12 protein-coding genes are annotated in these 14,667 nt (G+C 65.9%); 6 read left to right on the top strand and 6 right to left on the bottom strand.

From position 1 onward, the window contains the following. On the bottom strand, positions 1 to 1,128 hold the full coding sequence (locus KEG38_RS21575; RefSeq protein ID WP_272421555.1) for a cyanophycinase: 1,128 nt from the start codon (positions 1,126 to 1,128) through the stop codon (positions 1 to 3). Between the two features lie 146 nt (positions 1,129 to 1,274). Here KEG38_RS21575 and KEG38_RS21570 point away from each other — a divergent pair, with 146 nt between their 5' ends. The 5 genes from KEG38_RS21570 to KEG38_RS21550 are packed head-to-tail and all read left to right on the top strand — an operon-like array spanning position 1,275 to position 6,337. After that, positions 1,275 to 2,321, top strand: a complete 1,047-nt coding sequence (locus KEG38_RS21570) for a sulfate ABC transporter substrate-binding protein (protein WP_272421553.1) — start codon at positions 1,275 to 1,277, stop codon at positions 2,319 to 2,321. 15 nt (positions 2,322 to 2,336) lie between these two features. Then, on the top strand, positions 2,337 to 3,152 hold the full coding sequence (gene cysT, locus KEG38_RS21565) for a sulfate ABC transporter permease subunit CysT (RefSeq protein ID WP_308215654.1): 816 nt from the start codon (positions 2,337 to 2,339) through the stop codon (positions 3,150 to 3,152). Next, on the top strand, positions 3,142 to 4,257 hold the full coding sequence (locus tag KEG38_RS21560) for a sulfate ABC transporter permease (RefSeq protein ID WP_272421550.1): 1,116 nt from the start codon (positions 3,142 to 3,144) through the stop codon (positions 4,255 to 4,257). Before cysT ends, KEG38_RS21560 begins: the two co-directional genes overlap by 11 nt. After that, the gene (locus KEG38_RS21555) at positions 4,254 to 5,312 is read left to right on the top strand and encodes a sulfate/molybdate ABC transporter ATP-binding protein (protein ID WP_272421549.1); all 1,059 of its coding nucleotides are present in this window, start codon (positions 4,254 to 4,256) and stop codon (positions 5,310 to 5,312) included. The genes KEG38_RS21560 and KEG38_RS21555 overlap by 4 nt, the downstream gene beginning before the upstream one ends. Positions 5,313 to 5,329: 17 nt before the next feature. Continuing rightward, on the top strand, positions 5,330 to 6,337 hold the full coding sequence (locus tag KEG38_RS21550; protein ID WP_272421547.1) for a sigma-54 interaction domain-containing protein: 1,008 nt from the start codon (positions 5,330 to 5,332) through the stop codon (positions 6,335 to 6,337). 12 nt (positions 6,338 to 6,349) lie between these two features. Here KEG38_RS21550 and KEG38_RS21545 read toward each other — a convergent pair whose 3' ends face one another. The 5 genes from KEG38_RS21545 to KEG38_RS21525 form a co-directional block, all read right to left on the bottom strand. Continuing rightward, positions 6,350 to 7,498, bottom strand: a complete 1,149-nt coding sequence (locus KEG38_RS21545) for a porin (protein ID WP_272421545.1) — start codon at positions 7,496 to 7,498, stop codon at positions 6,350 to 6,352. A 294-nt stretch (positions 7,499 to 7,792) separates the two neighbouring features. Then, positions 7,793 to 9,934: a beta-propeller domain-containing protein gene (locus KEG38_RS21540; RefSeq protein WP_272421544.1), complete on the bottom strand. Its 2,142-nt coding sequence runs from the start codon at positions 9,932 to 9,934 to the stop codon at positions 7,793 to 7,795. A 71-nt stretch (positions 9,935 to 10,005) separates the two neighbouring features. Next, positions 10,006 to 10,950, bottom strand: coding sequence for a hypothetical protein (locus KEG38_RS21535; protein ID WP_272421543.1), 945 nt, complete (start codon positions 10,948 to 10,950; stop codon positions 10,006 to 10,008). A gap of 8 nt (positions 10,951 to 10,958) precedes the next feature. Beyond that, on the bottom strand, positions 10,959 to 11,783 hold the full coding sequence (locus tag KEG38_RS21530) for an HNH endonuclease family protein (RefSeq protein ID WP_272421541.1): 825 nt from the start codon (positions 11,781 to 11,783) through the stop codon (positions 10,959 to 10,961). Then, positions 11,780 to 13,171: an AAA family ATPase gene (locus KEG38_RS21525; RefSeq protein WP_272421539.1), complete on the bottom strand. Its 1,392-nt coding sequence runs from the start codon at positions 13,169 to 13,171 to the stop codon at positions 11,780 to 11,782. Before KEG38_RS21525 ends, KEG38_RS21530 begins: the two co-directional genes overlap by 4 nt. Positions 13,172 to 13,505: 334 nt before the next feature. On the opposite strand from KEG38_RS21525, the gene KEG38_RS21520 reads away from it, so the two are divergent. Then, positions 13,506 to 14,360 carry an HAD family hydrolase gene (locus tag KEG38_RS21520; RefSeq protein WP_272421536.1) on the top strand — a complete coding sequence of 285 codons (855 nt, stop codon included), beginning with the start codon at positions 13,506 to 13,508 and terminating at the stop codon, positions 14,358 to 14,360. Positions 14,361 to 14,667 lie beyond the last annotated feature (307 nt).

The following is a 14,667-nucleotide window of genomic DNA, read 5'->3' as shown; positions in this document are numbered from 1 at the left end:
TCAGTACGGGTTTGCCGGACTCGTCACGCCGTTCGCGGCGCTGAGGGGCTCGGCGGGCACGCTCGTTTCGCCCGACGGGAATTCCAAGGTATCGCCGGCCGCGAGCCGGTGGTACGACAACCCCGAATACACGAGCGGCTTTCCGGCCTCGCAGGTCGTGGGTTTGTCGTTCGCCACCACGAGATACGCTTTCCCCTCCCCTATCACTTCTCCCTTGCCCTGGGCATCGATCACGACGGCGGTCTCTTCGTCGACGCCGATTCCCTTGGCTTTCGGGGCCCAGCCGTCCGCGAGGATCCGCCCGAGGAAGCCGACGAGGCGGCCCATGCGATCGCGAGGCACGAAATGGGTGTCCGTGATGAACCCGGCGAGCGGCGGGAACGCGAAGAAATCACGTTCGATCGTCATGTAGACGTTGTACGGATCGAGCAGGGCCTCGTCCGAGTACACGGTGCCCTCGTAGGCCGCGAAGGCGAATTCGCCGAGCACCGCGCAGCCTGCGCTCGTACCACCAATTACGCCGCCGCGCTGCCAGACCGAGGTGATCGCCGAGGCGAGGGCCGTGCCTCGCCAGAAGTTCACGTAATCGGCCTGATCGCCGCCGGCCATGAAAACGCCCTCGGCGTGCTCGACGCGCCATTTCACGTACTCGCTGTTCGCGAGCTCCTTGCTCGTGACGAGCATCGTCTCGACCGAATCCGAGGCGGAGAGTGCCTGCAGATACTCGTTGTACCCGTCGGCGCCCGAGGTGCGGATCACGACGATGTCGCCGCCCGCGATACGTGGCTTCCACCAGGTGAACGCGGCGTCCACGTCCGTCGAGCCGCCCATCAAGACGAGGCCCGGCCCCGCGGGGATCACGTCGGCGTCCGCGTCGTTGCCCGTCACGTAATGCTCGAGCTCCGCGGGCGGCTCGGGGCTCACGGAGCTACCGCCCGCGCCGCCGCTTCCGCCCGCGCCGCCGCTTCCGCCCGCGCCGCCGCTTCCGCCCGCGCCGCCGCTTCCGCCTGCGCCTCCGCTTCCGCCTGCGCCGCCGCTGCCGCCCGCGCCTCCTTCCCCGCCCCCGCAACCGGCGAGCAGCAAGAGGACGACCAGCGAGGCGGCGAGCTTTTCGGTGCGCGTCGGCATTCCCCCCGAATACCCGGACTACGACCCCACGTCAATCGACGCCGTCGCTTGCGCAGTGTCCCACACCACACAATATCATCCGCCATGACGGACAGCATGCAAATTTCACTGGACACGTCCGTTATAGCGGACATACCCTCGTCATCGTGGCGCACATTCCGACTGGTGGGAAGGCGGGCCGACGTGCGGCGATCACCGCCTTGATCGTGGGCGCGCTCGGGCTCTTGGCCTGCGGCAAGTCACAGCCTGGGGGCGCGGCCAAGGAGGTCGAGCTCCTGAACGTCTCGTACGACCCGACCCGGGAGCTCTGGCGGGATCTGAACGAGAAGTTCATCGCCGCCTACGAGAAAGAATCGGGCACGAAGGTCACCATCAAGCAATCGCACGGCGGATCCAGCACGCAGGCGCGCGCCGTCATCGACGGGCTCGAAGCGGACGTCGTCACCCTCGCCTCCTTCCTCGATACCGACGCGATCCGCAACAAGGGGCTCATCCAGCCGAACTGGGTCGACGAGTTCCCCTCGCGCTCCTTGCCGTATACATCCACGGTCGTCTTCGTGGTGCGCAAGGGCAATCCGAAGGGAATCAAGGATTGGCCGGACCTCATCAAGCCCGGCGTCGAGGTGATCACGCCGAACCCGAAAACCTCGGGCAACGGCTACCTCTCCTTCTTCAGCGCGTGGGGCTCCGTGGTCCTGCGCGGCGGCTCCCGCGACGACGCGATCAAATACGTCACAGAGCTCTACAAGCAGGTCCCGGTCCTCGATTCGGGCGCGCGCGGCGCGACGACCACGTTCGTCCAGAAGAAGATCGGCGACGTCCACCTCGCGTGGGAAAACGAGGCCCACCTCGAAGTACGCGAAGCCAAGGGCGAGCTCGAGCTCGTGTATCCGCCCATCAGCATCCGCGCCGAGCCCCACGTGGCCATCGTCGACGGCAACGTCGACCGCAAGAACACCCGCAAAGCCGCCGAGGCCTATCTCAAATTCGCGTACACGGACGAGGGTCAGGAGATCGCAGCAAAGCATTTCTACCGGCCGACGAACGAGGCCATCCTGAAGAAACACGCGGAGATCTTTCCGGAGCTCCGGCTCTTCGCCATCACCGAGATCGCGAAAGACTTCCCCGACGCGCACAAGCAGTTCATCGGCGAGGGCGGCGTCTTCGACACCATCTACAGCCCGAAGAAGTAGCCGCGGATGGCGAGCGTGAACCGCAGAGTGCTCCCGGGGTTTTCCCTGACCCTGGCGTATACGGTCTTTTACCTCGGCCTGCTCGTGCTCCTGCCGATCACGGCCGTCTTCGTCAAGGCCGGGTCGCTCTCGCTGCACGATTTCCTGGGCGCGGTGTGGACCGAGCGCGCGCGCGCCGCCTATCTCCTGACCTTCGGGACCTCGTTCGTCGCCGCGCTCGTGAACGTTGTTCTCGGCGGCCTCATCGCCTGGGTCCTCACGCGCTACACGTTCCCGGGCAAACGTATCATCGACGCGCTCGTCGACCTGCCGCTGGCGTTGCCGACCGCGGTGGGCGGGCTCGTCTATGCGAGCCTGTACGTGGAAAGTGGCTGGCTCGGTCGATACCTCGTCCCCCTCGGAATCCGCGGGGCGTATACGCGGCTCGGGATCGTGCTCGTCCTGGTCTTCGTCGGCCTGCCCTTCGTGGTGCGGACCGTACAGCCGGTTCTCGAAGACATCGATCCGGAGGCCGAGGAAGCCTCTTCTTCGCTGGGCGCGACGCGTTGGCAAACGTTCGCGTTCGTCATCCTTCCGACGCTTTATCCGGCGTTGATCACGGGGTTTGCCCTCGCATTCGCCCGCTCCATCGGCGAATACGGCTCGGTCGTCTTCATCTCGGGGAACATGCCCTTCAAGACGGAGATCGCACCGATCTTGATCGTCGCGCGCCTGGAGGAGTTCGCGTATGGCGAGGCGACGGCCATCGCGGTCGTGCTCCTCGTCATTTCGTTCTCGATGCTGCTCGTGATCAACTTCCTCGAAAGCTGGAGCCGGCGCCATGACCGTTGAGACGGCGGAGGTCCGCAACGCGCCTCGAACGAAGGCCACAGCGGCGAAGATCCGGCGGGCGCAGCAGGATCCCGCGTGGCTGCGATGGAGCCTCACCGGACTCGCCGTCGCCGTCGTCGGCGTGCTCATCGTGATTCCCGTGGCCCATGTATTCGCCGGGGCCCTGGCCGAGGGCGCGGGTGTCTACTGGAAAAACCTCGTCGACGATCCGGACACGCGCCACGCGATTGGCCTGACGCTCACCGTCGTCCCCATCGCGGTCACGGCGAACGTGGTCTTCGGCGTCGCGGCGGCCTGGGCAATCGCGCGGTTTTCCTTCCCGGGACGCACGTTGCTGACGGCCCTCATCGACCTGCCCTTTTCGGTCTCCCCCGTGGTCGCCGGCCTGATGTTCGTGCTGATCTTCGGCCTGCAAGGCTATTTCGGTGCCTTCCTCCGCCGCGACGGCCATGCGATCATGCCGTACCTCGTCGCGGCCCTCCTCGTCCTCCTCCTCGCCGTCGCCTATTTCGTCTTTCGGCCGAGCCACCCGCGCGCGCGGCGTGGCCTCTGGAAAACGCCTCCCTTCGCCCTGGCCCTCGCGGGTGCGACGGTCTTCGTGCTCCTCGTCCTCGGGCAGCAGGCCTTCGAGGTGTGGCCCTCGAACAAGAGCCTCAAGATCATCTTCGCCACGCCGGGGCTCGTCCTGGCCACCGCATTCGTGACCTTTCCTTTCGTGGCGCGCGAGCTCATCCCCGTCATGAACGCCATTGGCGCGGACGAGGAGCTCGCGGCGCTGAGCCTCGGGGCGAGCGGCTGGCAGATGTTCTGGCACGTCACGGTGCCGAACGTGAAATGGGGGCTCGTGTACGGCATCATTCTGTGCAACGCCCGCGCCATGGGCGAGTTTGGCGCGGTGTACGTGGTCTCCGGGCACATCGCCGGCGAGACCGACACCATGCCGCTCCGGATCGAAAAGCTGTTCCAGGAGTACAACATGCCGGGATCGTTCGCGGTCGCGTCCGTGCTGACGCTGCTCGCCATCTTGACGCTCGTCGTCAAGCGCAAGCTCGAAGATCGCATCCCGCAATCCGACGAGGGCCGCCGCACGGGAGCGCATCCATGAGCATCCGCATCCAGGGCGTATCCAAAAACTTCGGCAGCTTCCGGGCCCTCGACGACGTCAGCCTCGACGTCCCGAGCGGCTCGCTCCTCGCCCTGCTCGGCCCGTCCGGCTCGGGAAAAACCACGCTGTTACGAATCATCGCGGGCCTCGAGGTCGCCGACCGGGGCACGGTCCTCTACCACAACGAGAACATCACCGATTACGAGGCCCGCGATCGAAAAGTAGGCTTCGTCTTCCAGCATTATGCTCTGTTCCGGCACATGACGATCGCCGAGAACATCGGCTACGGCCTGCGCGTGCGCGGGGTGCCCAAGCAGGAACGACAAACCCGGGTCGACGAGCTCCTCAAGTTGATTCGCCTCGAAGGCCTGGGCTCACGCTATCCGGCGCAGCTCTCGGGCGGGCAACGGCAGCGCGTCGCGCTCGCCCGCGCGCTCGCGGCGCGGCCGAACGTCCTTTTGCTCGACGAGCCGTTCGGCGCGCTCGACGCGAAGGTGCGCACGGAGCTCCGGCAATGGTTGCGCAAGCTCCACGAGGAGATCCAGGTCACGAGCGTCTTCGTCACGCACGACCAGGAAGAGGCCTTCGAGGTCGCCGATCACGTGGTGATCATGAACGAAGGCCGCATCGAGCAGGTCGGCACGCCGGCCGACGTATTCGAGCGCCCCGCGAATGCGTTCGTCATGGACTTCCTCGGCAACGTGAACGTGTTCCACGGCCGCGTCGAGCGCGGCCAGGCCGTCGTCTCGGGCCTCACGGTGGCGTACCCCGATTACCAACATCCCGAGGCGCGCGACGCCGCCGTCTACGTGCGGCCGCACGAGCTCGAAGTCGAGCGTCATCCCACCGATGCAGGCAGCCTCGCGGCGAAGGTCCTGCACGTGAATCCGACCGGATCCCGGACCAAGGTGGAGCTCCGCGCGCTCGACTCGAATCAATTGATCAACGTGGAGCTCACGCCCGAGCGGTTCGCCGCGCTCGGGCTGCGCTCGGGCGACACCGTCCATGTCGCCCCACGCAGGGTGCGCGTCTTCGTGCCCGATTACGAGATCTGAACCTCCCGAGGGAAACCATGGACATGAGCGAGTTCGTGATCGGAGAATCCTCCGGGCTCAAACCGGTGATGGAGCGCGTCCTTCAGGTGGCGCCCACGGACGCGCCGGTGCTCGTGCTGGGCGAGACCGGCTCCGGCAAAGAGGTCATCGCGCGGGCGATCCACGCGCGCTCGCGACGCGCGCATGGGCCCGTGGTACGCGTCAATTGCGGCGCCATTCCCTCCGAGCTCATCGATTCCGAGCTCTTCGGCCACGAGCGTGGGGCATTCACCGGCGCGGTGGGCACACGCAAAGGCTGGTTCGAGCGCGCGGACGGCGGCACGCTTTTTCTGGACGAAGTCGGCGAACTGCCACGCGCGGCGCAGGTGCGCCTGCTCCGTGTGCTCCAGGAGAGCACGATCGAGCGGGTCGGCGGCCACGAGACGATCCACGTGGATGTGCGAATCGTCGCGGCCACGCACAGGCACCTCGAAAGCATGGTGGCCGAAGGGACGTTCCGCGAGGACCTCTGGTATCGCCTGAGCGTCTTCCCCATTCGATTGCCCGCGCTGCGCGACCGCATGGAAGACCTCCCGGCCCTCGCCGCGCATTTCGCCGAGCGCGCGGGCAAACGCCTCGGCGGACCCGGGCTCACGCCGACACCCGACGACATCGAGCTGCTCCGTCGATACACGTGGCCGGGCAACGTGCGCGAGCTCGCGGCCGTGATCGAACGCGGCGCGATCCTCGGCAATGGCAAGCGACTCGAACTCGCGGCCGCGCTCGGGGGCCCGACCGTAAAACCGCCCTCGCGCCCCTCGACACCTGTCCGCGACGCAGAGGAAATCGTCACCCTCGACGAGGCAACGGCCGCGCACATTCGCCGCGCCCTCGCCGCGCGCGGCGGCCGCATCGAGGGCCCGTTCGGCGCGGCGCGCCTGCTCGGCATCAACCCGCACACGCTGCGCGCGCGCATGCGCAAGCTCGGCATCGAGTGGTCGCATTTCCGCGAGCCTTCCGCTGGCCCCCCCTCGATGCAGCGCTAGGCGCAGCATCCCTCAAAACGTCGCGTCGAGCAGGAGGTGGGCCGCGTGGTTCGCCCTCTCGAAATCGAAATCGTGCGGCATCCGGGCGATCCAGTCGGCTTGCAGCTTCATCTTGTGCTTGTTGAAGTAATAGTTGAGCCCGACGCCGATCTCCTGTCCGCGGCTCTCGACCTCGGAGACGAGCTTCGGGTCCGTCCCTCCGAACGCGTACAATCGTGAGAACCGCGCCACGATCTCGATCGGCGGATCGAACACGTACGAGGCCTGAAACACGGTGCCCTGGCCCGAACGCGTATACTCGGTGCGCGGATTGCCGTCCTCGTCCGTGGACTCGATCCGATCGACGTCCGCGCGTTTCCACAAATATTCGCCCTGGAGCGCGAACCCGCGCCACTTGAACACGAGATCGGCGGCAGCGTGCAGATAATCCGTCGTTCCCCCGAGGAACGTCGCGCCCGTCGTGCTCCGCAACCGGTTCGTATTGTAGTTCGCCGCAAACGCGCCGCCGAGCGCCAGGCCCGGCTTCTTCCTGCGGTCGAGATCGCCCTCGGAATCATCGTCGATCTTGCCGAGCGGACGAAGCTCGAGCCGCCCCACGAGGAGCACACCGGGCTCTCGCGACGTGGTGAGGTTCGTCCCACCTCCGCCAAAAGCGCTGAGCCGCCACGCGACCGGCGATTCTTTCCCCAGAAAATTCTCCGAATAAAACGTGATGCCCGCATCGCGGTCGAGCGTCAACTCGGCGACGGGCACCGGCCGGTCGGCCATCTGCAGCGCGAACTCGCGAACCGTCCGCAATCGATCGAACGGAACGAAAAACTGCCCGGCTCGCACATTAAAATCGCGGTGGATCTTCCAGTCGACATAGGCGTCGAAGATCGGTGACGTCGCGCCGTCACGATAGTCACGTCCAGCAATGGCGAGCTGAATCATGTATGTCAGCTCAGGCCGATAGACGTGGCCAGAGAACCAGAGGCGCGCCGTCCCGATGTTGACGATCTGCTGGAAATCCCGCTCGCCCTGATCATCCGCAGGAGGCACGTTGATCTGGTAGCGAAGCTGGATCCGGCTCCGGGCATTAAACGAGAACACGTCCCCGACCTTGACCGTCACCCCATTGCCGGGGGAGCCGGAGATCTCCACCGGAGGTTTCGGTTCCACCGCAGCAGCGCTCCCGGGCAGCCCGAGCGCCACTCCCAGAGCGAAGGCGCCACACGACACCAAGCGTCTTCTCAGGGACGACATGCAAAAAACCGATGAGCATCTTGCATGCCAGGAAAGACGCGTCGGTTTCTTCCGACGCATCATCCGCTGAAACGGACGGGCGTCCAGAGAACCCGTGACCCCTCACGGCTGCCCGTGAAATATGCTGGGTGACGTGACGGGCGGCGCCCCGGTGCGCCGGGAGCCGCCCTGGTTCCGTGGTGGATCAGGCCGGAGGCGTGCGCCTCGACCTCACTTCGGCGTGGGGGCCGCGCAGCGATTGTTGATGCACAAGGAGCCGGGCGTGCAGCAGTTTGCCGCGGTCTCGCAGGACTCGCCCTCCTGCGCGCATTCGTTCACGGGCGGCGGCACGCAGACGAGCTCCTTCGTTCCGTCTCCGTTCACGTCGGCCGGACGGCAGACGTTGCCGTTGCAGCACGAGGCGGCGGATTCGCAAGGCTGGTTGAGATCCTTGCAGGGCTCGAGCGCGGCGAATGCGCGCATGTTGCCCGCTTCGAGCTCCTGACCGGGCAGGTAGAATGCGGGGTGGCTCGGATCGGGTTTGCCTTGGTAATCGATGTCGATCGCGGCCACCCAGAGCTTCTTGCGCGGGCTCGGGGTCTCGGCGCCGTTCACGTACGTGCCCCACTTGTTGTCGCCTTCCGGCACCGTGCCGCCTGGGCCGATCGTGTTGCCGTAGACGCGCCGGCTCGTGAAGAAGACCCAGTAATACCCGCCGACCGCGACGGGCAGGATCGTCGGCTCGTAGTTCAGACGCGCTTCCTCGGCGTCGCCGAACGGCAGATAAAACTGCCCATTCGCGTCGTAGCCGTTCAGCGCCGCGAGCTTGTTCACCGCCTTCGTGGCCGTCTCGACGAGGAGCACCTCGGCGTATGAAGGCGTCGCGCCGCCACCCGCGGTGTCGAAGCGATCGCCCGCGTGGTAGAGCACCGCGCCGCCGTCGGGCGTGAAGCTCGGCCAGCCGACGATGCCCGAGGGCACGGTGAGAAGCTCGTTGATCGCCGAGAACGCCGGCGGCGATTGCGCGAGGTCGACGTCCATCATGGCCAGGGTTCGTCCGGGGCTGGCGTCGTACCAGGTGAATGCGACGTGCTTGCCGTCCGGGGAGAACGTCGGCGTCAGCGCGTATTTCACGGCGCTCGTGAACGAGGACGCCCCCACGTCGGCGCCCGTCTTCGTGTCGAGGAGCCGCGACGGGTAATCCCCGGCCAAACCACGGACGGGCGAACCGCTCGCCGGGATGCCGTTCGTGATCATGTACGTCCCGTCCGGCGTGAGCCCGCCGAAGGAGAACTTGCGGCCGTCGGTGTCCAGGTAGCGCTGCGAGGCGGTGCCGTCCTGCGAGAGATCGTAGGTCGCGCTGTCGAGCGGGTTGCCGTCGCCCCAGGAGACGCCTGCCGCGAGCACGTTTCCATTCGCGCTGACGGAGTGGCAGACGTTGCATCCGCCGAGAAGAACCTCCGCATTCGAGCCCGGCTTGATGCGCATCACCGCGCCGCCGTTCGCGAGCTTCGAGACGTACGTGTTGTAATAAACGATGCCGCTCAAGCTGCCCTGCGCGATGCGCCACGATTGCGTGACGGGGCCGGTCGCGGCGCCGCCGGCGAGTTTCGTGGCCGTGACGGAGACCATGTCGCTCGGGCCGGCGCTCTGCGTGACGCCCTTCCAAACGGCCGCGGGCAGGTCCACGCGCGCCGGGGCCGAGGCGCCAAAGTAACCCTTGTACTCGAAATCGCCCACGTTGATCTTCACGAGCACGGCATCCGCATTGCCGGCGAGCTGAAGCGTGGGGGCCGCGAGGCCACGGGGAAAGACCGTCTTGTCGTACGGATAGAGCCACCGGAAGCCCGGATCGGCATTGCCGCCGGTGTCGAGCTTCGTCTGATCGTCGGTCGAGAGATTGCCGGCATTGTCGGCGATCTTCACGCGCACCGTGATCGTCGTGCTCGCTTCGAGCTGCCCGCTCTTCGCAGTGACCTTGGCCTTGCCCGCGACGAAGCCGCCGGAAGCGAAGACACCGTCGGTGCCAATCGTTCCGACGGTGACATCGTCGAGGAACCAATCGACAGCGCCGGGGTTCGAGCCGTCGGTGAGCTTCGCGTTGAAGGGGAGCGAGCCGGGCGCGCCGGTCACGTCGAGGATCGGATCCTGCGGCTCGATCACGAGCGCCTGCTCGCCGCCGTCCGGGAAATTGAACAAGCCACCGTCACCGCCCGAACCGCCGCCGCCAGACGACGAACCCGCGTCCGGACCCGAAGCGCCGCTGCCCGCCGCGCCGCCACTCGTATCGCCGCCGCCGCCGCAAGCGGCGATCGCGCCCGCGGAGGAAACGGCGGCCGCGAGGAAAAGAAACCAGAGCCTGTCACGCGTCATGAAGGAGACCTCCGAAGCAATCCGACAGACCATGCTACCAGATGTCCGGGGCGATTCCGATTGGAAGGACGCTAGAAAAAACCGAAGGTGAGGCCACCCTGTGCAGCGATGCCCACCGAATCGACGACACGCAGGTAGACGGGCCCGGCATGGGCGAAGAGGCCCATGCGTCCGCCGCTCCGGGCCCAGCCGAAGCGCGTGGCCTTACCGAGCGAGAACTGGAGCTCAGCGCCGACGCGGCCGCCGTGACCCACATTCAGGCCAACGATCCCCGCGATGGGATAATACCCGTACCCGGCGAACGGGACGATCGCGAGCACCTTCGCCGGCTCGAAACGATAACGCACCTCACCGCCGATCGAGCCCGCGCCGATCATCGCGCTGAGGCCAAAGGAGAATCGACCAAACTGGGGCCCGGTGAAGACCTCGATCCCACCGAGCCCCGCCGTGACGTCATCACGTCGAATGGCGCCGCCACCGATGCGGGCGACGAAGACCCACGTGGAATCAGCCGGAGGGCCATACCCGAGATGAGGCTTTGCCGGATTGACGAGGGGCAAAGGTTCGATCGCGTCGGCAGGGGCGTTGACGGCAGGATGGAGGCGGAGGACGTACGGGGCGCCAGATTCGATCGGCGCGCGCGGGAGCGTGAGGCGATAGGTGCCACCTTCGCCGGGATCGAGGTCCTTGTCGCCCTCCTGGACGGCGGCGTCGACGAGCGCGGACGGCCTCCCGAGCACGGCGAGATCGATTCTCTCGGGCTCGACGTGGAGGGGCGTTTTCCCCTCGTTGACGACGTGCACGTCGACGCGCGTGTTCGCGCTCTGTTGCCAGTACCCGACGTGGATACGCTCGACACGGGCCGAGATGCGGGCGGCGCGTGTGGAGAGGCCAGCGTTCGGGCGTGGTTCGAGGGCGCGGTAGCCGACGCGGCCGCAGGCGGCGGTGGAAAGGAGAAGCGCGAGCAGCGCGGGGGCTTGGGATTGTCGGGGTACGGGGGGGCGATCCTCGGGCACGGCGCAGGCTACCGCGTCGCGTTACGCGCGTCCACCGCGAGCGTCGGCTGCGACGCTGCCTCCTGTCCTGCGGGCTGGACCCATTGCTCGATTTCAGGATGGTCTCGAAGGGCCGCGAGGCACCGGGGTCCGATGAAGTGCTTCGCTCCAGGTGTCTTCAAGATGCCGAGAAGGTCTCGCAATCCACTCGACAGCGGGTGCCGCTGCAAATCCGACTTGCAGGCTCCAGCTCCGTCGCCATTTCCTTCGGCGCAATATCGCGCATAGAGCTCGACCACCTTCTGTGCGGTGTCCCATGCAGCTTTCCGGTCCTTGCAGAGCATCCCGCGATTGAGGCCCAACGTGCGGATACTCTTGGCACCTTTGCATGTCCGAGGCCTGACCTGCCCCGTGCTGGGAGCCGGATAAAGGTGGTCGCGAGGCTCATCTACCGTCGGGTCGAGGAGAAGAGGATAGCCGTTCCGATCACGAGGGAAGCGATCGCCCTTGTAGTTGCTATTGCATACGGAGCAAGACCACAAATAATTATGCCAATCGTATGCCCGAACGGGGAACACCGCTAGCGGCCAGAAGTGGTCGATGGCGCTGCCTTCATTGTACTGGCAATACATGCAGCGGCCCTCGTCGGGAGCCATCCTCTTCAGCACCATTTCAATTTCGAGAAACGCGACCGTGTTCTCCTGTGCCCATAGACGCTGGGCCTCTTTCTTCTGTACGAGAAAGCGCTGTTCGTCATCCTCGTGGTCCGAGGCGGCCTCGCGGATCTGCTTGGTGCGGCTTTCCAGCCTCGACTGGGCATCTTTGCTCAACGGCAATCGGTCGAGTTTCCTCACCCCAACGCCTCCAGCTTTCGGAGCGTTTGCTCGACCATCGCGCTTCCGCCGCCCGGTAACATCTTGACGAGGTGGTCACGCTCTTCCTTCTCCTCCGCGGTTGCAGTTCCCCGGATCAGCTTGACATCGAGCCTGGAGATGCGGCTGCGGAGCTCCTCTGCGGACTCCGAGTACACCGTCTCGAGGCCGAAGAGGTCCGTGAGCACGGCATCGTCGGGGCCGCCGTTGACGACCCGCAGATACGTCTCTTCCGGCATGATCTCCGTGGAGCGCTTCTCGCCCGGGGCGGCGAGGCGCACGAGGCCGTTGGGATCGGCAGCCTGGCACACGAACGGACTATGTGTCGTCACCAGGAACTGAACGTTCGGGAAATGTCGCTTCAACCAGAATCCAATGCTTTGCTGCCAGGAGACGTGAAGATGGGACTCGATCTCGTCGATCAGGATCACGCCCTCATAAGGCACGGTGATGACGTTATGCTCCTTGTCGTGCTCGATGCGGAGCTCACCGAAACATTCATGCATGCGACGCAGGATGTCGAACACGAGGGCGACGACGGAACGAGAGCCGCCGCTGAGCTGGTGTAGCGCCAGGCTCACGCCGCCCTGCTCGACCCACAAACCTTCTCGGTTGAACTCGACGACGCGCATGCCATCGCGCAAAAGGCCATCGTTCAGCAAACCGATGACGTTTTCTTGCAACACTCGAAGCTCGGCGGCGAGGCGCTCCAATTCTGATTTTCGACTGGCGTCTGCGTTCCGCGCACGCTCCGCCAGATCCAACCGATCCGAGTACAACTCCCTCAACCAGTCGAGCCCCTCGACGAGGGACTTTTCCTCATCGAACAAGGTAGCGACACGCCCTATTTTGTGGGAAGCTCCGCGTTCCGGTACGATGCTCGCGCCCCCAAGCCGTCTGCCTGGACCATAACCACACCAGAACCAGCGGTCCGCGTCCCACTTCCAGGGACCCAGAAGCTCCGCCTTCCCGGTGACGCCTTCCTCGATGCTCGGTCCGCGAAACTGCAGTACGGGCTCCCGCCCCCCATTGCGCTCCCAGAAAAGAGCCGCTTCGAAGCGCCCGCCGCTCCCGGGAAGTATCTCCCCTAGAGAGGCGTCATCGAATTCGAACTCGATATCGACTTTCCCTTCCCGTGCGCCGCCTCGAAGCCACGTGGAGAAGGACGGCAGGAGCTGTCGTGCCTCGGAAGGGCCCGTCAGGCAGAGCGCTATCGCTTGTAGGAGCGTTGTCTTGCCGGTCCCATTGCGCCCAGCGAACACCGTCCATCCAGCGAGCGATCCGTCGGGACGACTCAGATCGAGATGCACTCCCCGCTCGCCCGCCCCGAAACATCGGATGTTCTCAATCTGGATCTTGCGGATGTGCATGGCTGCGTAGGTTAGTCATGGTTCCTTCGCTGGTGTCAATCCCCGAAGGGAGACGCATGCCGCATCCCGCGACTCCCCCACCGCGTCCACGCCCCTCGGCCCCGCCCGCCCCCTCCACCGCCCGGGCATCCTGAACCCGGCGCCTCCAGCCCACCTCTCCACCGCGATCCCGTCACCCACCACCGCGATCCCGTCACCCACCACCGCGATCCCGTCCCAAGCCACCGAGATCCCGTCTCCGGTGACCGGCAACACTCTCCCCCGTCCCCCCCGCGCGTCCTCTCCGTAATCTTCCCCCTTTCCTTCGAGATCTCCCTCGGCTACCTTGGCAAGCGTGACTACATCCACCCCCACCTACACCTGGGCCTCCGTCCTCGCGATGGTGTCCGCACCTACTCAGGATGAAACGGAACGTTATGCTGTCGAGATCCCCCACGCCGACTTGATGGAGCGGGGCTCGCAGATCCGCAGCGAGAAGATCCTCACCGACCTCGTTCGTTTCGGCGGCATCGTCGGCGAGTTCTGGCCCAAGGCCACGCCCGCGCAAAAGCGGCACCTCCTCGGGTTCTCCGAGCCGCTCCTCAAGGTCTTCGTGCATGAAGGGAAGAAGCTCGCCGACATGGTGGCCCAATTCGACGGAGCCACGGACGCTCGCGAGGCGAGCCGCGCCGCTGCCATTGCCGTCGCCGACCAGGCCTATCGAGATGGAATGGAAGAACGCGATCGCCTCGTCACCGCGCTCGACGGTGTTTCCCACCTCGAACCGGGGCTCGACGAGCGCGTCACGAAAGCGACCGGCCGCGTCACTGATTTCACGACGCTCGCCCAATCCCTCACGTCCCTCCTCAAGGTCGCGAAGGACATCCGGCAGAACCCCCTGTCGAAGGCGGCCAAGCAGCTCGAGGACGGCGGGCTCGACACCGCGCAGATCATCGCGTTCGAGGACATGGCCGCGAAGGTGAAATCCACCGGCGAGCTCGCGTCCGGCGCGCGAACCAAGGGTCCGATCACGCAGGCCGATCTCGACCTACAAGACGGCATTTGCCTCTCCCAGATGGAGCGCGTGATGAAGGTATTCAATCGCGCGCACGAGCGGGACCCGTCGATCCCGAGGCTCACGCCCATCGCAACGCGAAGGCTCTTCGTTTCGAGCCGAAAGCGGGCCGAAGACGCGCCCGCGCAGGGCTGAAGGAGCGTCCGCTCGAGCACGGCCGCCGCGCTGGGGCGTTGCCCCAGGCCCCACCAGGGGCTATCCACCCCTGGACCCGGACCAGCGCAAGCGCTGGACCCGGGGTCGATGAACTGCGCGATGCGCAGTTCATCGAACAGGTCGAGGCAAGACCAGCGAAGGCCCTGCCAACCAAGACCGCCGTGCCTGGCAACGTTGTCCCTGGTCTTGCCACCGGCCCGTGGAAGAACTGCGCATCGCGCAGTTCTTCCAACCCGAGTCCAGGGCTTGCCCTGGTCCGGGTCGAGGGGCGGATAGCCCCCGCGGG

It is taken from the genome of Polyangium jinanense, assembly GCF_028435265.1.
In the GTDB taxonomy this organism is placed as follows: domain Bacteria; phylum Myxococcota_A; class Polyangia; order Polyangiales; family Polyangiaceae; genus Polyangium; species Polyangium jinanense.
The sequence above is the reverse complement of the archived record's forward strand: the minus strand, read 5'-3'. Positions and strand labels throughout refer to the sequence as shown.

Coding starts and splice junctions, on each gene's coding strand:
- KEG38_RS21540 (WP_272421544.1), bottom strand. CDS start 9,934: ATGACGCGTGACAGGCTCTGGTTTCTTTTCCTCGCGGCCGCCGTTTCC.
- KEG38_RS21560 (WP_272421550.1), top strand. CDS start 3,142: ATGACCGTTGAGACGGCGGAGGTCCGCAACGCGCCTCGAACGAAGGCC.
- KEG38_RS21525 (WP_272421539.1), bottom strand. CDS start 13,171: ATGCACATCCGCAAGATCCAGATTGAGAACATCCGATGTTTCGGGGCG.
- KEG38_RS21555 (WP_272421549.1), top strand. CDS start 4,254: ATGAGCATCCGCATCCAGGGCGTATCCAAAAACTTCGGCAGCTTCCGG.
- KEG38_RS21575 (WP_272421555.1), bottom strand. CDS start 1,128: ATGCCGACGCGCACCGAAAAGCTCGCCGCCTCGCTGGTCGTCCTCTTG.
- KEG38_RS21550 (WP_272421547.1), top strand. CDS start 5,330: ATGGACATGAGCGAGTTCGTGATCGGAGAATCCTCCGGGCTCAAACCG.